This window comes from Carboxylicivirga longa (assembly GCF_050589825.1).
Lineage (GTDB): Bacteria > Bacteroidota > Bacteroidia > Bacteroidales > Marinilabiliaceae > Carboxylicivirga > Carboxylicivirga longa.
Genome location: NZ_JBNGOZ010000004.1, coordinates 100,177 through 121,657, shown reverse-complemented (window position 1 = coordinate 121,657; position 21,481 = coordinate 100,177). Strand labels below are relative to the sequence as shown.

The window sequence follows — 21,481 nt, the reverse complement described above, 5'->3', positions numbered from 1 at the left end:
ATCGGAAAAGGGGCTCTGCCGTTGCAGAACCCCTTCACTTTCAAAACGTATAAATATAATAGTTTTGGTTTTAGAGACTTACTTTTAGTTTAGCGCTTGGCCCACCATACTTTGTTAACCATGCTTTTGTTCTCTTCCGGAACATTGTTATTAATGGCTACTTCACTTTCCGGAACGCGCATACGCTGTGGTAACTTAAAGTTGGTGCTACCTTGAGCATACTTCTCAATGGTACGTGTCTCAGTGCTTCCATCAGGCTTAACCCAGGTACCAGTGATTGTTCTGTCCTTGTCAAGATACACAAACTCAGGATGACCTGTACGGCGTAATACTGAGTAGGCCTGGTGCGGAACAGTATAAGCAGAAACCCAACGCTCAGTAGCAATAATCGCTTCTTGTCCTTCTGCATCAGCACTGTTAAACTTAGCTACAACATCATCGGCAAAAGTACCAACATCTGCACCCCAACGCTTACAACTTGCTTCAAGCCCGGCCTTTAGTAAGTCAGCATCAGACTGACCATAACTTACTAAACCTCTATTAACAGCTTCTGCCAATGCTAAACACACTTCAGCATAATCTAAGCTAACGGGATTCCAGGTACCACCATCATACCAGATTGATGGGTGCATCCAGGAGTAATTATGTACATCTCCTTCAATAGCATCATTCTGAATACTGGATATAACACCATCTTTTAGGAAATATTCGGCACGTGCAGGGCGTCCTTTGTGTTCTGCCGTAACATCACCTTTAGGACGCATGAAATACTTCTCCATTCGTGGATCGTAAATGCCGGATACTGCATTAATATCCTCGGTAGCGGAACCTCCATCCTTAACCTCAGCTGCATATAAGGCGTTTCCTTTCATCACCTCAATAATTTCACGGGCGGGCACAAAAGCACCGGGACCCGGAGCCCACTCAGTTACATAACCATCCCAGGTATATGAGCCATTAGGCATAGCGCCTGGCCACGTTTTAAAGAATCCATAGTATTGGTTGTGCAAGTCTGTTGACGACTTTGTGCGCTCAACCATTACATTGTCTTCATTACTCTCTAAAAGTGGATACTGCACAATATTTGCGAGTATGGCTTTTGCACCTTCGCTATCGACATTAGAACGACGAAGAGCCATACGTAAACGTAAAGAATTTGCAAATTTTCTCCACTTGCTAATATTGCCTTTGTACACTAAGTCGTACTTATTCATGGTTCCGATAGTAACATCATCGGCAAAGTTTTCCTCCACAACCATTTTAAGTTTTGCTTCAATATCATCATAGATGGCCTGCTGAGCATCAAACTTGGGTGTTGGAATATCAATATTACCGTGCTCTGAGTAGGGCGTGTCGCCAAACAGATCAGTAATTTTCAAGAACTGGAACGAACGTAGTACGTGGCAAATACCTGTGAATTCTTTGGCGTAGGGCGCTTCAGGATTCTCTTCATAGTAATTTAAAAGTACATTGGTATTCGCAAATAAAGCTCCTCCATAACCGTTTGTAAACGATGATGAGTTATAGGAATCCCAGGCTGCGGCAGTCCAACCTTCGTTATAATCATAAGAATTACCGGGTGCCCACCAACATCCGTTATAACCACCATCAACATGGCCGGCAAAACGTTCTGCATGAAGGACTACACCCCGCCAAAATTCAAATCTATCTTCATGAAAGGCTTTGCGCATTGAGCTAGCCAATACAGCTTCCGTCGCAGGATTATCGGCAGAAGGAGAGTTTGGGTTTGTGTTCATTTCATCGAAGTCATCAGTACAACTGAAGCTTGTCAAAGCCACCAAACCAACTAAAATGTATTTATTAAATATCTTCATCTGTTTAAATTTACTTTTGATTAAAACTTAACGTTAACAGTGAAACCATAAGAGGTTGTAGAAGGTACATTGTATAAGTTATAACCTTGTGCGTTGCCTGTACCCCAGGTTTGATTCGGATCGATATCCTTGGCATCTTCATCACGATATATAAAGAATAGGTTATAAGCGTTAAAGTTGACGCTTAAGTTTTTGATAAAGAAATCAGGATTTAACTTAAAGTTGTAGCCCAAACTCAATTCGCGCAGGCGAACGTTCGTAGCATCAACTACCCAAGGCTCACCATAGTTAGCCAAACCACCCCAATATGATTGCGCATTCATGGTTACAGTAGTTGGCTCACCATTTGCATTTATGCCCGAAACTTCAATTCCACCTTCACGATATTCCAATGTGTTTTCTGTGATCCCCTTCGCTGTCAAATCTCCTTTTGTAGCGTTCATCACATCACCACCTATTTTACCATCAATTAAAGCTCTGAAGTTTAAACGCTTGTAAGAGAAGGTATTTAACCAACCAAAAGTTGCATCAGGGGTAAAATTACCAAGCTCAACACGATCATTACCCGGTAGGAAACCATTATTACCTAACTGATACTCGCCATTAACTTTAGCTGGCATACCCATAATAACACCATAGCCATTTTTACCTTTGTTAGCAACAATCTGTACACCACCAACTATGTTTCCTAAGTCGGCCAATACTTGTGTATCTAATCCGTCTGCTAACTCTTTTACTTCAGTTGTGTTTTGGGCTAATGTTAAGGTTGTTTCCCATTCGAAAGAACCTGTCTGTACTGGGATACCACCAATAGAAACTTCGAAACCGCTATTCACTACATCACCACCATTCAAGTACTTGTTAACATAGCCGGTGGCTGAAGATACTCTCGTTGTGAAAAGCTGGTTTTCAGTTGACTGCGAATAGTAGTTGAAATCGGCAAATACACGATTATTAAATGCTCTGAAATCAACACCAAACTCTATCGACCCCGTCCTTTCGGGCTTTAGATCTGGTACACCAGGTGTTCCATCAACATCCATTAAAGGAATGCCATTATGATCTAATAAAGGATTAACTCCAAATGTTGTTGCTAAACGGTATGGGTCAGAATCATTTCCTACTTCAGCATAGCCAACACGTACTTTTAAAAGGTTTACATCGCCCATGTCCAGGACTTCATTCAGCAAAATACTTGTCGAAACAGCAGGGTAGAAATATGAGCGGTTTTCCTCAGGTAATGTAGAACTCCAGTCATTACGGAAAGATGCATCTAAATAAAGGAAGTTGTTATAGCCCAAATTAAGAGTAGCATAGGCCGAATTAACTTGCTTTTCGTAAATATTATAGCTTGCATTCTTATTCAGATAGTTCTGGATATTCCAAAAACCATTAGATATAACATCATCACCACGGTTATAAGTTGCCTGGCTTAGGTTTTTCATGATGTTACCACCTACGTTTACACCTAGGTCTAATTCTCCAAAACGCTTATTATAGCTCAGTAAAGCATCAAAGTTAGATTCACGACGCATGTACTGGTTCATAATCCACTGACCCGATTTACTTTGCTTATGTCCAAGATTATAACGCTCTTCAATAGAATTATTCGTATAATCGGTACCTGCTCTAACAAAACCAGACAAGTTGTCTGTAATATCAAAGTCTAACTTAACAAATCCAATTAAACGATCCTTTTTGTTAATCATATTATCGTGCAAAGTTGTCCAATATGGATTCATTTGGGTTCCGACAAAAGGATCATTCGGTGAATTTTTATAATTAAATTTCTTAAGCTCGTTTAAGTTAGTATTACGAGGAAGAGTAAATAAGCCATAAACAGCATTACTACTACCTTCTCCCAGCCAGGTTCCACCCTCAATCTCCTGATTGATGTAGTTAGCTTTCGCATCTACACGTAACCAATCTGCTAAATCATATTGCGTTCTGATATTGAAATTATGACGCATTTGCTCATTACCCGGAACAATACCATTACCATACAAATTGGTATACGAAAAACGAGACGAACCATTTTCACCACCAGTGGTTAAAGCAACTGTATTAGTTGTTTTAAAACCGGTCTCAAAGAAATCTTTAAGATTATTGGGTTGTGGAGAATACGTTAAATTATCTTCGAACCCACTCCATGATGGAAAAGTCTGTCCGGTCATAGCTGGCCCCCAACTATCATCAGTAACTGAAGTAGAATAGGTTGGTACATTATCTACATAACTACCCTGTCCATATTTATTTTGAACCTTTGGCAAATATTGATCAGTTACCACGTCAAACATATTGGAAGTAGAAATTTCTACACCAAGACCTTGCCCTTTCTTACCTGATTTTGTCGTAATAATAATGGCACCATTCTGGGCACGAGAACCATATAAGGCAGCGGCATTAGGACCTTTAAGAACAGTAACACTTTCGATATCGTCAGGGTTGATATCCATAGAGCCTGATCCAAAATCTTTTCTATCCCAAACACCAGCCGACTCTTCGACTGTTGAATTATTCACCGGAACACCATCAACCACATAAAGCGGCTGGTTATTGCCAGAAATAGAGCTGTTACCACGAAGTACTACACGGTTAGAAGAACCAAGTCCACCTTGTGATGAACCTAAATCTAAACCAGCCACTTTACCCTGCATTGAACTGAGCACGTCACTACCGGCGGCAGCTTGTATCTCGTCACTGTCAACTTTTGACACTCCGTATCCAAGGGATTTTTCTTCGCGCTTGATACCCAGGGCCGTTACCACAACACCTTCCATTTCGATGGCATCGGGCTGCAGGGTAATGTTAATAGTGGTTTGGCTTCCCACCGTTACTTCCTGAGGTTTCATACCCACAAACGAGAAAGCCACGACACTTCCTGTTGGGCAGGTAATTTGATACTTACCGTCGATGTCGGTAATGGTACCGTTAGTAGTACCTTTTTCAATAACGGACACACCCGGTATGGGTAATCCATCCTCGGCACCCTTCACGGTACCGCTAATAGTAAGCTCCTGGGCAAAAGCAACGCCTACTGATAACAGTAGCATAAACGCTCCCATGAGTCCTCTTTGAAACCAATTAAATCGTCTTTTCATAAAGAGTTGAATTTGATGATTAGTTAACATGATATTTAAAAAAACGTTAATAATAATAGTAGAATGACCATTAGCAGCAAAAGCACGACGAGGACACTGCGTATTAATAAATACCGCCGCGCCTCTTGCTTGATACTTGATGGCTTATCGCTATTGCTCATTGATACTTTCATAATATTGAATTTTTACACCGGCAAATCTAACAGCTGTTCGCATGAGATAATAAAACAGAGGTTGTAAAAAATAGAACTTTTAACAAAGCGATTGTACTATTGTACTAATGTTGTACTATTGTTGCAAAACCACGCTATACGGGCCTTAATAAAGGTTATAAGAATTACAAAAATTGACATTTTAATCACCAAGGGCAGACGAAGTAATGAGGAAACCGTTGCGCTTACCTAACAAAAAGAAGGGTGTACTAAATAAAAAAGCAGCACTAATCAGGTGCTGCCGGCAATAATTATTGTAAAATAAATAAATCTGCAAGTTAGGAGGATTGAGCCACAAGCTTAGCGCTTTCATCTGAAATAAACCCTCAACTGAAAGGCCAAGGCAATCGCATTTCAAATTCAGCCGTGCTGTGATTGCTAATTTTATGTTCGATTACACTAGGGATATCTCAAAATCGTTTGAAATAATATTTCAGCTTACCGTTAACCCATTAATCCTATTGGAAATAAGGCATCAATGTTTTACTGCATTGACCACACCACCTGCAATGCTCAGGCAGATATTTCACCCAGTAAACACGGATCATTCCCCTCGGTCTCTAACCCATAAATATGAACCTTGAGCAGCGTATTTTTCGGAACAGACTGTTTTATTTTAACCGGAATATAATACTCGGAGTAGCCTTTGGCGTAAACCGCATTGAGTGTATCAATCAGCACCGTTTGCTTTATGCCAATAAACTGCCTGCGGTACGCAATTTTAGCTTTCAGGGCGGCTGCTCTCACCAGCTCGCTGCGCTGTGTTTTCAGAGGTTCTGGCATAGTGTCGCTCATGCGGGCAGCACGCGTATCCTCACGCTTCGAATACTTGAAAGTATGCACATGGCCCAACTGCAAGTCGCCAACAGCTTTAAGCGATGCCTGAAAATCATCCTCTGTTTCACCGGGGAAGCCCACAATCAAATCGGTAGTGATATTAAAGAGAGGGTTTAGCTTACGCAGTTTCTCCACCATTGTCTTATATAACTTATAGGTATACATCCGCCGCATTTTCAACAGAATGGACTCCGAGGCACTTTGCAGGCAAAGGTGAAGGTGTGGCATCAACTTAGGATGCTTCATCAGTTCGAAGAAATCATCATCAAAGCTATCCGGCTCAATAGATGATATGCGAAGTCTGAAATCCCGATCGATAGCAAGTATCTGTCTGAGTAAAGCCGAGAAACTTAAGCCTTCATAATTATATCGACTAATATTTACTCCGGTAATCACCACCTCCTTATAGCCATAATCAAGTACTTGCTTTATGTTCTCTAATATGGCTTGGGGCGGACGACTCACAGCCCGACCCCGTACCTTGGGTATAATACAGAAAGTGCAGAAATTATCGCAGCCATCCTGTATCTTAACCATGCTGCGTGTATGAAACGTCTCCGCAGCAGGCGCATAGCTAAACACACCTCCCTGGCTTTGATTGGAGGGGACTATCTCCTTCTTAAAATGTGCCTCCACCAACTGAGGGATGGCACTCTTCTGCTGATTATCTACCACATAGGCATTGGGATAGCGCTGCTCAAGCTGATCCTTATGATGATTGGCCATGCAGCCGGTGATAATTAACATGCCGATGTGCCCGTGGGTAAGGGCGTGGTTAACCACGTAGCGCGATTTCTGATCACTCTGATTGGTTACCGTACACGTATTTACCACAAATACATCAGTATCCTTGCTGTTGTCCACCACCTCATAACCCATACGGGTAAAGCGCGATGCGAGCGCATCGGTCTCAAACTGGTTCAGACGGCAGCCCAGCGTTTTAAATCCAATTTTTCTCTTCATTCTCTATCCATCAAAGCCGACACCTCAAGCAACTCTCCCTCAACTGAGAAATTACCGGCTGAAGTAATCCTCACATCCACAATCTGTCCAATCAGCGCATTATCCTCCGATGCAAAACGCACCGTTATTTTCCCTTCGGTCTGCCCGCTTAAGTAGCCGCTTTTACGATCTTTATCACGCACCAAAACGGGGAATACTTTATCCACCATTTGGGCATTATAGGCTCCCGCCGTACCGGCCAGATCCTCAGACAGCACGGCCAGCCGCTGCTTCTTGGTAGCCAGCTCCACATCATCGGGCCAGCTATAAGAAGTAGCTCCCGGCCGCCGCGAATACATAGCAATATAAGCCATATTATAATCGAACTCTTTAAGCGCCTTTCGCGTATTTTGAAACTGCTCATCCGTTTCGCCCGAGAAACCCACAATAATATCGGTAAACAAAGTGGCTTGTGGAATCAACTCACGAATGGCCTCCACCGATTCGCGGTATTTTTTCAGCGAGTGCTTGCGATTCATTCTAATCAGTACCTTATCATCCCCTGACTGCAAAGGCAAATGAATTTGTTTAGCCAAACAGTCATAACGCGCAATCACTTCAATCACCTCACGTCCCATATCGCGAGGGTGCGGTGAGGTAAAATACACCCAGAAACGATGGCTGCTCTTAACCCCTATCTCTCCGATGGCTTCCAGTAATTGAGCAAAATTTATCTCCTTGCCTTTCTTATCGAGTCCATAGGAATTTACATTCTGCCCCAAGAGCGTAATGGACTTATAGCCCTTATTAACAAGACTTTGTACTTCATTCACAATTTCAGCAGATGGTCGACTCACCTCTCGGCCACGTGTGTAGGGCACTGCACAGAAGGAGCAAAACTTATCGCAGCCATTCTGAATAGGCACAAAGGCTTCAAAATTACTGTTGTATTTCGGTTTTACCTTCCAAAAGAAGGACATCTCCTCTTTGGGATTGAGGTTATCGCGCTCCAAACCCGCCGGCGTGGTAATACCGTAATGTGCCATCATCTGCGGAAACTGTGGCAGCTCGCGCATTGCAAACACAATATCAAACAACTTCAGAAACTTCTCCTTATCGGCCGGTAAAATGCAGCCACTAATGAAAGTGATCAGATTTTGTCGGTCTTTGCGCCGGTTCCACGCGGATATTTTTGAATACACCTTATCGATGGCTTTCTGCCTTACCGAGCAGGCCAGGATACCAATAATACCCGCTTCCTCCTCGCTATCGGTCCATTGGGCACCCATTCCTTCCAATACACGTCGTACCCGCTCACTGTCAGACTGATTCATCTGACAGCCCAATGTTATTAAATGATACTTCACCTTAATCTGTGCTTACAATTAAAAATATACTTCAGCATGAATATTGTCTGTACTGACACCTTGCTCCTCCAGAATGTCATATACATCATGAATCATATTACAATTACCACAGAGGTAATAATGCACATCTGTTCCAAAAGGATGCTTCTTTAAATATTGTGTCACACGCCCTTTATAATTACCACTATCATCGCGAGAGGTACATAGCACATAGCGGCCCGCCTCGTAGGCATCCGCATCATAAGCCTCATCCCCATGGCGAACACCATGTAAAAGGGTATAATTGAGTCCTGGCGTACTCAGCACGAAGCTATGAAAGGGCGATATACCCGTGCCGCTGGCAATAAACACATATTTTTGATTCTTGGGCAAAGCCTTATTAATTGTGAAATATCCCACGGGCTCTTCAACTACCACAAAACCACCAGACTTGAGCTTCTTAAGACTGGGCGATACGAGACCGTTCTCCACTTCTTTCACTAATATCTCCAGGTAATCGTCCTGCTCAGCACTATAAATGGAATATTCCCGGGTGTGTATCCCGTTGGGCGGTCCCACACACACATGCTGGCCTGCCTGAAATGTCAGACCCTTGCGCTCAATGCGCAGTACGAAGGTGCTATCGGTTAAATGACGTATCTGTAAAATTTCGTGTAAATCGGTTTTTATCTTATTCGCTACCGGAACTTCTTTTTGCATATCCTTTAAACTTATTACTAATTCTTTTGATTTTTTTATTATAAACTAAGCACTAATTACCTCGATAGGTGGAATAACCGTAAGCAGATAAGGTTATGGGCACATGATAATGGGTGTCATCAACAATCTCAAAAACTACCTCAATAAAAGGATAGAAAGTGTCTTTATCTAAACCCTTAAAATAGCTTTTTGTATGGTATCTTAGCTTATAAATACCGTGATTATACTCTCCTTCACGCATCAACAAGAAATCCGTTACACGTTCATCTACTTCCTTCCAAATACCATTGTTATCCTGCTTATACAAACTTATTTTTACATTCGGAGCGGGCTTACCTTCCGTAACATCTAAAATGTGACTTGATAACTGATGAACCTTATCCTGAGCATTCATTAAAGTGTGGGTTAAAAAACCAAACAAGGTAAGAACTATAATAATTCCATATTTTTTCATCTTAATATTCCTTTAACATTACACTGCTCAACAAAAAACACCAGAGCGATCATTTGGTTTAAAGCGGGCGGCATAATTTATTTTTTTATATCTTCACAGTTCCCTAATTCAGTATTTATGCGCTATACAATCCTAATCCTACTTGTATATTTTTTATATGCACCCACGCTGTCTGCTCAAACACAGCCCTACTATTTCAGTGGACTGGACACTGAAAATGGCCTAAGTAACAACTCGGTGAATGAGATTATGCAGGATCGACATGGCTATATGTGGATCAGCACTTATTATGGTCTTAACCGCTACAACGGCTATGAGGTAAACACCTATTTCAGTATCTCGGAAGATGAAAGTACCCTAAGCAGTAATTTTATCACTTGCCTGCAGGAGGACAACAACGGAGATTTATGGGTGGGCACCAAGTTTGGTTTAAACGTGCGGGATAAAGACACCGAAAAATTCACACGTTTCTGGGCCGATGAACAGTCGGGAACCAGCCTGCGCGACAACCACATTGGCGACCTGATACTCGATAAGAAAAACAGACTTTGGATTGCTACTATGGGTGGTGGTTTACATCACTACAATCACACCAACAACACCTTTCAATCTTTTGCCCAAAATGACTCCTTAGGCAATTACATTAATATGGTAAATGCCCTTTGTGAGGGATCTGACGGTAATTTATGGCTGGGCACCTACGGACAAGGCTTAAGTTTATTTGACACTCAAAATAATGCCTTTATTAACTATCGCTTTCCTACCATGCAGATCAATGACCTGCTGGACGATGGCAATGGTAATATCTGGATTGCCACCGATAATATGGGACTGTACCGTTTCGACAAGATGACCAGGGAGTATGAACGCTTTGTGGGGCATACAAATGCTGACGGCACTTCACTCAATATTATAATGTCCCTGGGCATTAACAAAGATGGTACGCTGCTGGCAGCCGTTGATGGTGGCGGTATTGTCAATATCGATCCCTTAAGGAAAGTAATAATCAAAGATAAAGATCATAACAAAGCCCTTGCACAACTGGATACTAAAGCTGTTTTTACAACCTATATCGACAACAACGGCTTGTACTGGGTAGGAACCATTGGCAAAGGGGTACGCATTATTAATACGGAACGTAACCGCTTTCAGCATTTCGTTCACCAGGATCATTTACCTAAGAGCCTAAGTGATAATGTGGTACTAAGTCTGTTGCAAGACTCAAAAAACAGAATATGGGTGGGCACCGATGGAGGCGGCTTAAATCTTTTTAACCCTGAAAAGGAAACCTTTAAACGCTATAACCGGATTGCATCAAACCTAAAGAGTAACGTTATAAAACGCATCTTTGAAGACAATAAAGGTACAATATGGCTGGGCACTTATGGCAGCGGACTGGCACAGCTTGACGAGCAGCGTGACCAACTCATCACACATAACCCTGCCCTTGAACAAAATGATGGCCCGTTATCCATTTCGGTATGGTCGCTGGCTCAGCAGGATGACAACAAGCTGTGGGTGGGTACCCTGGGCAATGGACTGTACCAATTTGATACCCAAACCAAGGTTTTTACTGCCTTGAGCGATATCTTTCCTGAGCTCGATGAGCAGATGAACGAATATATCCTGAGCCTGTTTGTGGATTCCAAAAATAATTTGTGGATTGGCACCAGTAATGGTATTTACCTTTGGCATGCTAACCGTAAGACTTACCGATGCTATTTATTTGATAAGCTGAACGACAGCGGAGTGGGAAAAAATGCTATTCTGTGCATTAATGAGAGTAGCAACGGTAATATATGGATGGGATCCAATGGCGGAGGAATATTTAAAATAGATCCTACCAACGAAGCCATTACCAACCTGACCATTAACGATGGACTGGCACAGGAGCAGGTTTACGACATCGCCGAAGTACACCCGGGAATCCTCTGGTTTGCAAGCCATGGCGGCCTTTCGAAATATGAGGTGGAGACCGGCCGTTTTCAGAACTACGATAACCGCGACGGACTGGTAGGTAGCACCTTTAATGCACTACTTTACACTAGCAACAAACAACTATTAGTAGGTGGCGTACGTGGTATTAACAGATTCAACCCCGAGGTTATTAAAGTTAATAATAAGGTGCCCAAAGTATTGCTCTCTGAGCTGTATATTAACAACAGTCCGGTGAAAGCAGGCGAGGAGAATAGCCCCTTGAAACAAAATATTGCCAACACGCAATCCATTGTCTTAAAACACAACCAGTCCAACATAAGCATTGAGTTTGTTGCCATCAATTATTTTATCTCGGAGAAAAATGTATACAGTTATATGCTCGAAAACTCGTCGGAAGAATGGAGTAAACCCACCACCGACCGACGCGTAAAATACAATAACCTAAAAGCAGGTGAGTATATTTTTAAAGTAAAAGCTGCCAATAACGATGGAGTATGGACCACCTCAGACACTACATTGCAAATAAAAGTACTGGCACCTTGGTGGAAACGCTGGTATGCCTACCTGGCCTATCTGATTATTATTGTTGGGATGATGTATGCCTACATCCGCTATACTGTATTGTGGATGGACTTGAAACGAAAACTGGAGTTCGAGGTGCTTGAAAGGGAGAAAATTAATGAGCTAAACCACCTACGCATGCAGTTTTTTACCAATATATCACATGAGTTCAGGACACCCTTAACGCTCATATCGGCACCCTTGGAATCCTTAAAAAAAAGGCTGAAACTGAACGATGAAGAGGAGAAGCTATTTAATATCGCCCACAAAAACACTCGCCTGCTACTGCGCCTGATTAACCAGGTTATGGATTTCCGCAAAGTAGAGACGGGCGCCATGGAGCTCAACATAAAAGAGGGCGATATCATTGCCTGCATCCGCGAATGTGGTGAGTCATTTCGCTATATGGCACAGGAGCGCAACATGCAGTTTGTAATCAAGAGCAGCATCAACACCCTTACCCTTCAGTTTGATGATGATATTGTAGAAAAGGTGGTTTACAACCTGCTTTCCAACGCCTTTAAATATGGTAAAACAAACGGGCATGTGTCACTAAACATTTCATTTGCGCATAATGATGCCATGGAGAAACAGGCACTGCTGATAGAAGTAAAAGACGATGGTGAGGGCATTGATAGTGCCAACGCAAACGATATTTTTAAGCAATACAAACGCTTTCATCAGGGGGCACGTAATGTAAGTGGTACGGGCATTGGTCTGGCGCTTACCAAATCGTTGGTGGAGTTGCATGGCGGCCAAATTACTGTTACTTCAGAAAAAGGCATTGGAACCTGCTTTACGGTAAGTATACCCGTATTAAACAGTCCCTTGCACCAAAATGGGACGAACACAGAGGCACCCATTACCATAGCAGCTGACGATGTTCCTTCTGATATGGCCATACCCCTGGAACACATCGACCAAAGCAAGCATAAAATTCTGATTGTGGATGATAATCCTCAAGTACTGGAATACCTTACAACTTTGCTTTCGCCCTACTATCATCTGCTGAAGGCTTCGGATGGACAGGCTGCCTGCGACATACTGGAAAGACGTACGGTTAACCTGGTACTAACAGATGTGATGATGCCAGTGATGAATGGCATTGAACTGTGCAAGGCCATTAAAACTAACCTACAAACGAGTCACATCCCAGTAATTATGTTAACAGCCAAGGCGTCGGTCGAGAATCGTATAGAAGGACTTAACACCGGAGCCGACGCTTATGTTCCCAAACCTTTTAACCCTGATGTACTGCTTGCCTATATCGACAATCTTCTGAAAGGAAGACAGAAGTTGCAGGAAATATTTATGGGTAAAGCCATTGTGTTGCCATCGGAAATAACCACCACTTCAGTTGACGAGGCATTTATCAGTAATACCCTCGACATTGTAAGAGCTAATATGGCCGATGAAGCCTTTGGTGTGGAAGAGCTGGGTAACGAGCTGGGGATGAGTCGCAGCCATCTGCACCGTAAGATTAAAGCGCTAACGGGCAAGTCAGGCACAGATTTTATTCGCACAGTGCGACTCAAAGAAGCAGCAGCTAAACTAATCTGCACTGATGACCAGGTAAGTGAGATAGCCTACAAAGTTGGGTTTAACAGCAGCTCTTATTTTATTAAGAGCTTTAAAAAGGAATTTGACATGTCGCCGGGTCAGTATAAACAAAGCCGCAGACGCTGGGCAGCGGAAAAATAGGATCAAACTTATCGATTGACAGCAGCCAGACTCATCGGATGACTATTTGCAACCATCAATTAGTCATCCGATAAGTATAAAATGCATATCGTAGATTGATAAATATATGGAACGGTTCTCTTTCACAAGACACTTATAAAGAACCATTCCGTAATCTAGACTAGCCCAGAAGGTCTTTAATATCGTCGAGCGACAGGTTCTTCATAATACTCTCATCGGTCTGTACGATATCACCGGCCACTTTCTTTTTACGCTCCTGCAGCTTTAGAATTTTCTCCTCCACCGTATCGCGACAGATCAGGCGATAGGCAAATACCTTTTTATCCTGACCAATACGGTAACAGCGATCGATGGCCTGATTTTCAACGGCGGGGTTCCACCAGGGATCCACCAGATAGACGTAATCGGCAGCAGTCAGGTTAAGGCCTGTACCTCCTGCCTTCAGACTGATAAGAAATACCCTTAAATCCTCATTGTTCTGAAAATTATTAACCGACTGCTCGCGCTGACGGGTTGAGCTCTTTCCATCCAGGTACTCAAACTCAATATTACGGCGCCTAAGCTCATCTTTAATAAGGGTCAGCATCTTCACAAACTGTGAGAATATCAATATTTTATGATTGGCCGTACGATCCGTAATATGTTGTATTATCTCTTTTATCTTAACCGACTCCGTCACGTCAATTTTGGGATCACCAATGAGCTGCGGCGAGTCACATATCTGTCGCAGACGGGTTAAGGCCTCCAACACCAACAACTTACTCTTACCAACACCTTCTTCCTCAACCTTACCCACTAACTGATCGCGAAACTGATTACGATAGGCATCATACACTTTACGCTGGGCAGTATCCATCTCACAGAAAATTACATCCTCCGTTTTTGGCGGAAGCTCCGATGCTACTTTCTCCTTAGTACGGCGCAGTACAAAAGGATTGATAAGACGCTGCAGCTCACCACCTATCAACTCATTACCTTCCTTGTCAATAGCATTGGAAAAGCTTTCCTTAAAGGCACTTACCCCACCCAGAAAACCGCGGTTAACAAAACTCATCTGCGCATACAGATCGAAGGTGCTGTTTTCAATAGGCGTACCTGACAGCGCCAGTCGACTTCGTGCCTGCAAAAGGCTGGCTGCCTTATAGCGACGCGATGCCGGGTTTTTAATGGCCTGCGATTCGTCCAGAACGACATAGTTAAAACTATAACTTTTCAGCATCTCAATATCGCGCAATAAGATGCCATAGGTGGTAAACACGATATCATAGGCATCAAAGGCGCTGGCATCGGTTAAGCGCTGCACACCATAATGATAGTGTGCCTTGAGGTCGGGTGCAAATTTGCGGATTTCGTTTTCCCAGTTAAATAGCAGAGTTGTGGGCACCACCACCAGGTTGGTAGTGGAATCCTGATCCAATACATGCTGCAGGAAGGTAAGCACTTGCAGGGTTTTACCCAGTCCCATATCATCCGCCAGAATACCACCCCACCCCATTTCATGGAGAAAGCTAAGCCAGTTAAGCCCTTCTTTCTGATAATGGCGCAAATCAGCAGTAATGGATTCAGGCACCGGTGTATCTTCAATTTGCGTGAAGGAAGCCAGCTTGCGTCTTTTCTCAGCCAGCTCTTCCAGCACTACTGCATCATCAATATTTTCAAACAGCTCATCTACAATGGAGAATCGTAGCTTCGACACCGTCAGATGATCGCCATCTACCTCGCCATGACGGAAGAATTTTTCGAAACGATGAAACCACTCGGCGGGTAATACGCCCACCGAACCATCGGACAACTGAATATAGCGTTGCTTCTTCAATACCGCCTTTCGTATATCGCTCAGTTTTACTACATTATCCCCAAAGCTCACATGGATACTTATATCAAACCAATCCTGCCCCGAGCTAATAGAAGTGGTAATTTTACCCTTATGGGGCGAGTATTTAAAGCTCTTCAGGTCATTTAAACCATACACTTCAATATTGTTAAGCTGTAGGGCATCGAAAAACCTGTAGAACCACATATTCTGGTTAAACTCATTATAGTGCAGATGAAACACTTTGCTACTTTTCTGCGCTTCAAACCTAGAGTGAAGCGCCGCCAACTGTTCCGCAAAATCTTCTTCCAGCTCGAAATTACGCTTATACTGAATAATGCGTTCCCCCTCTTCAATGAGTACATTACCACTGGTGGTAAGCTCCACGGATACACCGTTATGATACTCTACCTGTGGGGAGATGATAAGATGCTGATCCTGTTCTGAAAGAAATACCTGCTTTTTCTTAAAATCCAGCTCAACGCTTTCAATCGGATAGATTCCCTTGTCAAAATCCATATCAAAACGATCGGAAAGGGGCTTGATCACCTTTTCGTAAAAGGACTGCTTATGTGCCTTTACCATCTTGATGGGCTCATTGTAATCTACAATCAGACGAGCCACACGATAGTCTTTGGTCACATAATACACTCCATCGATAACATAGATGAACTGACCCGATTGCTCGATATTGATGGCATCCACAGAAAGCTGACGATCTCCTATTTTGAGGCAGGGCAACAAGTAAACAAAGTTATCATCCTCCTTAACCTCAAAAAAACCATCAATGGGTTCCGCCGCAATGGAGATAGGTTCCAAATCGCCCTTCTTCAGCTTATAACTGCTGGAATGATTCACATAAACATGTTTTTCAAGGGCCAGCAATTCCATAATTCGCTTGTGCACAATAAACAAGTCGGATGCCGACATGGATGCATTGCAGCGGTCAATCAACTCCAACAGTTCCTTCTGGTGCTCGCTAATGCTGAGGATATAATCCTCGTGTAATCCGTCATATTCACGGATGTGTGAACTGAGCGCCTGACGTGTTTTATTAGGCTTACCGATGATGGGCGTTAACTCAATGACGTAATTATCACTAAAATAAGTTTTTGTGGTGCTCAACTCAAGGATAAAACCCAGCTCACGCTCTTCTTTCTGCACCTCATCCTGTTTCTCAAGATGATAAGTATCCACATCAATAGAAGCTAGCATCTGCGTCACCACCTGTGCATCATTATCCTGCACAGGAATGAGTCCTTTGGCAAAATCCGTGTGCTGCGCCACCAGCCCTTCTTTCTCATCAAAACCTATTTTAAAATAGGTATCAAAGTCTGCATCTTCCAAGCCGTGCTTCTGCATGGTTTCCTCCTTAATCTTCTCAAGGCTGAATTTAAATACCCGGTTGAGAAGATCAGGACTGCCAGAACGGGCAATCTTCAGCAAGCAAATTACTTCAGCCTCGGTAAGACTTTGCAGATTAGTCTTCTCCTCGGGCGAGATATAAACCTTACCATCTACATAGGAAAACACGATCTTTACATGCTTCTTAAAATTCTGATCAAGTTGCACCAAAAGTTTGTCTTTAAGCACGGTAAGCCCCGATACGTAACTCACCTGATAGCTGTACGATACAGCACTCAAAATGGAATAGGTAGTATTCTCTTTGACAAAAGATTCAGTGATATTTTCAAAGCCGGGCAGCTCAAATCCCAAGACTGAACGACCCGAAACGGCTCGCTGACTGCTTTGCTCATTTCTTTTTTCGAAACCCAGCTGAATATTGCCGTCAATATCAGCTATAAATAACAGGGCAGCGATGGTATGCACACAAAAACGCCCGCCTATGAACGAACAATTACACATGGTCTCCAGTCGTCGCTCATTAAGATAGCGTATCTGCACCTTATGTGTTTTGGTGTCTTTCACCGAAAAAATCCAGTTATCCAGTGCCTTCTGGTAAAGCTGTAACGACACCCTGCCGGCCTGATAAAGACCTGTTCCTTCGCTGCTTATATCATTCGAAGCATAAAAATCAATCTCTCCACTAATAAAATCCTTTACGCTTTCTGCCATACTTCTTTTGTCAATTTGAAACGTGCTAATCCGCAAAAGTACAAACTGAATGGCAAAAACAGACCATTTAAATTATTGTTTTTTGCGGTTAAATTTCATTCTACTGGCTTTCAGGGGGTAATAGACACCATGGGTAATGAGACATAAAAAAAACCTATCAGGAATTTCAAGTCCTGACAGGTTTATAATATGCATTAGCCTTAAATTAAGACCCTACTTCTTTGTTTCTATCCACTTGCGGGCATTTACAAAAGCCTCAATCCATGGCGAAACCTCATCGTTTTTACGATCGGCCGGATAATATCCCCACTGCCATGGGAAAACGGCACGTTCCAAGTGTGGCATCATCGCCAGGTGACGACCGTCATGCGAGCAAATGGCAGCTGTATTATAATCACTGCCATTGGGGTTGGCCGGATAACTCTCGTGGGCATATTTTCCCACAATATTATATTGCTCCTCGGCATAAGGCAGATGATATTTACCTTCTCCGTGTGCTACCCAAACACCTAATTTGCTTCCCGAGAGAGAACCTAACATCACACTATCATTCTCCTCAATGGTCATGTTCAGGAAAATAGATTCGAACTTATGCGACTTATTGTGCAGCATCTTAGGCTTATCGGCATGCTCAGGATAAACAAGCCCCAGCTCCACCATCAGCTGACAACCGTTACAAATACCCATACTCAGAGTATCGGGGCGCGCATAGAAATTATCCAGTGCCTTTTGGGCCTGTGGGTTATAAAGGAAGGCACCAGCCCATCCCTTAGCCGATCCCAACACATCGCTATTTGAGAAACCACCCACAAACACAATCATATTCACATCTTCCAAAGTCTCACGCCCTGCAATTAAATCGGTCATGTGCACATCTTTCACATCCATACCAGCCAGGAACATACTGTAAGCCATCTCGCGATCGCCATTCACCCCTTTCTCCCGGATGATGGCCGCTTTTACACCACTGCGTGTTTTGCGATCCAGGGTTAGATCCCACTGCTTAAGCTCTCCGGTAAATGTCTTTGGGAATTTATATTCCAGGGCATGACCTGCGTAATTTTCAAAACGCTCTTTAGCCAAGTCCTCACCACTCTGCTTACGATCAAGCAAATATGACGTTCTGTACCAGTCCGTGCGGTATTTATCAATATCAAGACTTAACTGCTGCCCATTATGCTCAATATCTAAGCAACGTGATTCCTGCGGCTGACCCAAAGCTATAAACTCAATACCATGCCCCTCGAGAACAGCTGTTACCGCAGCCAGATCTTTCACTTGAATAATAACACCCGGATTTTCGCTAAATAGCAGCTTCACCAAATCCTTCTCTGCATAATTGCTTAAGTTGACTTTCGCACCAAAGCTCGTGTTGGAAAAATTCATCTCCAGTAAAGCCGTAACCATACCACCGGCCGAAATATCATGCCCGGCCAGTACCAGTCCTTTATTAATCAGCTCCTGGATAGCATTGAAACCACTCTTGAAATAGGCAGTATCCGTCACAGTGGGCGCTTCTGCACCTAGTTTATTCACCACCTGAGCGAATGAGCTACCGCCCAGCTTCAGGCTATCAAAAGACAGGTCGATATGCAGTAGATGCGTATCGGTATCTTTGGCCAAAACAGGCTCAACAATCCTTTTAACATCGCTCACCTCACCGGCTCCTGAAATAATCACCGTGCCCGGGCTATAAACCAGATCACCATCCTTGTACTTTTGTGTCATCGACAAGGAATCCTTGCCTGTAGGAATGTTAATTCCCAGCTCGCAGCTAAAATCGCTCACGGCTTCCACGGCACGATACAGACGGCTATCTTCGCCTTTATTCTTACATGGCCACATCCAGTTGGCACTTAAAGAAACCCCTTTTAAGCCATGCGTTAGCGGCGCCCACACCAAGTTGGTTAAGGCCTCGGCAACCGAAACAACGGCTCCGGCAGAAGCATCTACTAATCCAATAGCAGGTGCATGACCGATGGAAGTGGCAATACCTTTTTCACCTTTATAGTCGATGGCACATGCTCCCAGGTTATTCAAAGGCAACTGTAACTCACCCGCACACTGCTGCTTAGCTACCTTACCTGTTACCGACCGGTCTACTTTATTGGTTAGCCAATCTTTACAGGCCACGGCCTCCAGCTGCAAAACGTTACTGATGTACTTTTCAATTTCAGTAGTTTCGTATTCAACAGCCGCAAAACGGTCATCGGCCGTCTCATCCTTCATAATGGTTTTTGGCGGATTACCGAACATATCGGCTAATTGCCAATCGATGGGAGCGTTACCCTTATCATCTTCAAACTTAAAATGCATATCGCCGGTTGTCTCCCCTACCTCGTAGAAAGGAGCGCGCTCGCGGGCGGCAATATTCTTCAGGTTTTCAATATCTTTTTCTTTCAGCACAAGGCCCATGCGCTCCTGTGACTCATTACCGGCAATTTCCTTGGCCGACAAGGTTGGGTCACCCACAGGCAGTTTATCAAGATGAATGGTACCACCGGTAGTCTCAACTAATTCTGACAGGCAGTTAAGATGCCCCCCGGCACCATGATCATGGATGGATACGATGGGATTATTATCAGATTCTGCCAGGGCGCGAATGGCATTCATAGCACGTTTCTGCATCTCAGGGTTCGATCGCTGTACTGCATTGAGCTCAATAGCATTATCAAACTCTCCGGTAGCCACAGACGATACAGCTCCACCACCCATACCGATACGATAATTATCACCCCCCAGGATAACCACTTTATCACCTTTTTCAGGATCGGCCTTAAGCGCGTGTTCCTTGCGACCAAAACCAATACCACCGGCCAGCATAATCACCTTGTCAAAAGCAAATTTCTTATGATGCTCGAAATGTTCGAAGGTAAGTACCGAGCCACAAATCATGGGCTGACCAAATTTATTTCCAAAGTCGGAGGCTCCATTGGAAGCTTTGATTAATATTTCTTCAGGCGTTTGGTACAACCAGGGTCTTTCAGGAATATTTTGCTCCCATTCCCGACCCGCTTCACTGCGCGAATAAGAGGTCATATATACCGCTGTACCTGCCAATGGCAAAGAGCCTTGTCCACCAGCCAATCGATCGCGTATCTCACCCCCACTGCCCGTTGCTGCACCATTAAAAGGCTCCACTGTTGTGGGAAAGTTATGGGTTTCTGCCTTCAGAGATAGAACGGTATCAATTTCTTTTGTCTCAAAGAAATCAGCCGTATCCTGACGGCCAGGAGCAAATTGCATGGCTTTGGGTCCTTCTATAAAGGCCACATTATCTTTATAAGCCGATACAATGAAATTTGGATTGGTCTTCGATGTACGCTTAATTAGCTTAAATAACGAGCTCTCTTTCTCTACACCATCAATGATAAAAATACCATTGAAAATTTTATGTCGACAATGCTCGGAGTTAACCTGTGAAAATCCAAATACCTCACTATCGGTCAACGGACGCCGCAAACGCCCACTCAATTCATTCAAATAATTAATTTCCTCGCTACTTAAGGCCAGGCCTTCCTGCACATTATACGCCGCAATATCATGAATATGAACAATGGGCTCCGGCTCTTTATCAATGGTAAAAATAGTACTATCAAGACCTTTATAAAGAGTCTGAAGCATCGGATCAAATTCTGCGTTCTCAGAATCTACCTCAAAAAATTCTTCGATGCGCATTACGCCATCAACGCCCATATTTTGCGTTATCTCAACTGCATTGGTACTCCAGGGAGTAATCATCTCTTTACGTGGCCCAACAAAAAAGCCTTCTAAAGTTTTACTTTCAGAAAGCTTTGCACCACTAAATAGCCACTCTAACTTATTAATGTTATCAGCTGAAAGATCGGCTTGCGTTCCCACCGCAATAATCTGCTTTGAGCTACCCTTGAAAAACAGAACCATGAATGAATGTTTTGAATTAGTTTTTAATAAGCTGCAAATTTA

General features: G+C 43.3%; 9 protein-coding genes. 1 reads left to right on the top strand and 8 read right to left on the bottom strand.

The genetic code is table 11. The features are described from left to right. Positions 1-89: 89 nt before the first annotated feature. The 6 genes from ACRD7A_RS04885 to uraH form a co-directional block, all read right to left on the bottom strand. Positions 90-1,835 (bottom strand): SusD/RagB family nutrient-binding outer membrane lipoprotein, encoded by a 1,746-nt coding sequence (locus ACRD7A_RS04885; protein ID WP_430810010.1) that lies wholly within the window; start codon positions 1,833-1,835, stop codon positions 90-92. 20 nt (positions 1,836-1,855) lie between these two features. Beyond that, on the bottom strand, positions 1,856-4,888 hold the full coding sequence (locus ACRD7A_RS04880) for a SusC/RagA family TonB-linked outer membrane protein (protein ID WP_430810009.1): 3,033 nt from the start codon (positions 4,886-4,888) through the stop codon (positions 1,856-1,858). Positions 4,889-5,661: 773 nt separating this feature from the next. Next, positions 5,662-6,948: a tRNA (N(6)-L-threonylcarbamoyladenosine(37)-C(2))-methylthiotransferase MtaB gene (gene mtaB / locus ACRD7A_RS04875; RefSeq protein ID WP_430810008.1), complete on the bottom strand. Its 1,287-nt coding sequence runs from the start codon at positions 6,946-6,948 to the stop codon at positions 5,662-5,664. Further along, on the bottom strand, positions 6,945-8,294 hold the full coding sequence (gene miaB, locus ACRD7A_RS04870; protein ID WP_430810007.1) for a tRNA (N6-isopentenyl adenosine(37)-C2)-methylthiotransferase MiaB: 1,350 nt from the start codon (positions 8,292-8,294) through the stop codon (positions 6,945-6,947). The genes mtaB and miaB overlap by 4 nt, the downstream gene beginning before the upstream one ends. 18 nt (positions 8,295-8,312) lie before the next feature. Next, a complete protein-coding gene (locus ACRD7A_RS04865) occupies positions 8,313-8,993 on the bottom strand; it encodes a ferredoxin--NADP reductase (protein WP_430810006.1) in 681 nt (226 codons plus the stop codon). Between the two features lie 52 nt (positions 8,994-9,045). Continuing rightward, positions 9,046-9,447 (bottom strand): hydroxyisourate hydrolase, encoded by a 402-nt coding sequence (uraH, locus tag ACRD7A_RS04860; protein ID WP_430810005.1) that lies wholly within the window; start codon positions 9,445-9,447, stop codon positions 9,046-9,048. A gap of 117 nt (positions 9,448-9,564) precedes the next feature. Here uraH and ACRD7A_RS04855 point away from each other — a divergent pair, with 117 nt between their 5' ends. Continuing rightward, a complete protein-coding gene (locus tag ACRD7A_RS04855) occupies positions 9,565-13,647 on the top strand; it encodes a hybrid sensor histidine kinase/response regulator transcription factor (RefSeq protein WP_430810004.1) in 4,083 nt (1,360 codons plus the stop codon). 160 nt (positions 13,648-13,807) lie between these two features. On the opposite strand, the gene ACRD7A_RS04850 is transcribed toward ACRD7A_RS04855, so the two are convergent. Both ACRD7A_RS04850 and purL read right to left on the bottom strand, forming a co-directional pair. Further along, a complete protein-coding gene (locus tag ACRD7A_RS04850) occupies positions 13,808-17,536 on the bottom strand; it encodes a DEAD/DEAH box helicase (RefSeq protein ID WP_430810003.1) in 3,729 nt (1,242 codons plus the stop codon). Positions 17,537-17,749: 213 nt separating this feature from the next. Beyond that, a complete protein-coding gene (gene purL, locus ACRD7A_RS04845; RefSeq protein ID WP_430810002.1) occupies positions 17,750-21,439 on the bottom strand; it encodes a phosphoribosylformylglycinamidine synthase in 3,690 nt (1,229 codons plus the stop codon). Positions 21,440-21,481: the final 42 nt, after the last annotated feature.

What these genes read in the sequence shown, in the direction of transcription:
- ACRD7A_RS04885 (WP_430810010.1), bottom strand. Translation starts at nt 1,835, where the DNA reads ATGAAGATATTTAATAAATACATTTTAGTTGGTTTGGTGGCTTTGACA.
- ACRD7A_RS04880 (WP_430810009.1), bottom strand. Translation starts at nt 4,888, where the DNA reads ATGCTACTGTTATCAGTAGGCGTTGCTTTTGCCCAGGAGCTTACTATT.
- mtaB (WP_430810008.1), bottom strand. Translation starts at nt 6,948, where the DNA reads ATGAAGAGAAAAATTGGATTTAAAACGCTGGGCTGCCGTCTGAACCAG.
- ACRD7A_RS04865 (WP_430810006.1), bottom strand. Translation starts at nt 8,993, where the DNA reads ATGCAAAAAGAAGTTCCGGTAGCGAATAAGATAAAAACCGATTTACAC.
- uraH (WP_430810005.1), bottom strand. Translation starts at nt 9,447, where the DNA reads ATGAAAAAATATGGAATTATTATAGTTCTTACCTTGTTTGGTTTTTTA.
- ACRD7A_RS04855 (WP_430810004.1), top strand. Translation starts at nt 9,565, where the DNA reads ATGCGCTATACAATCCTAATCCTACTTGTATATTTTTTATATGCACCC.
- ACRD7A_RS04850 (WP_430810003.1), bottom strand. Translation starts at nt 17,536, where the DNA reads ATGGCAGAAAGCGTAAAGGATTTTATTAGTGGAGAGATTGATTTTTAT.
- purL (WP_430810002.1), bottom strand. Translation starts at nt 21,439, where the DNA reads ATGGTTCTGTTTTTCAAGGGTAGCTCAAAGCAGATTATTGCGGTGGGA.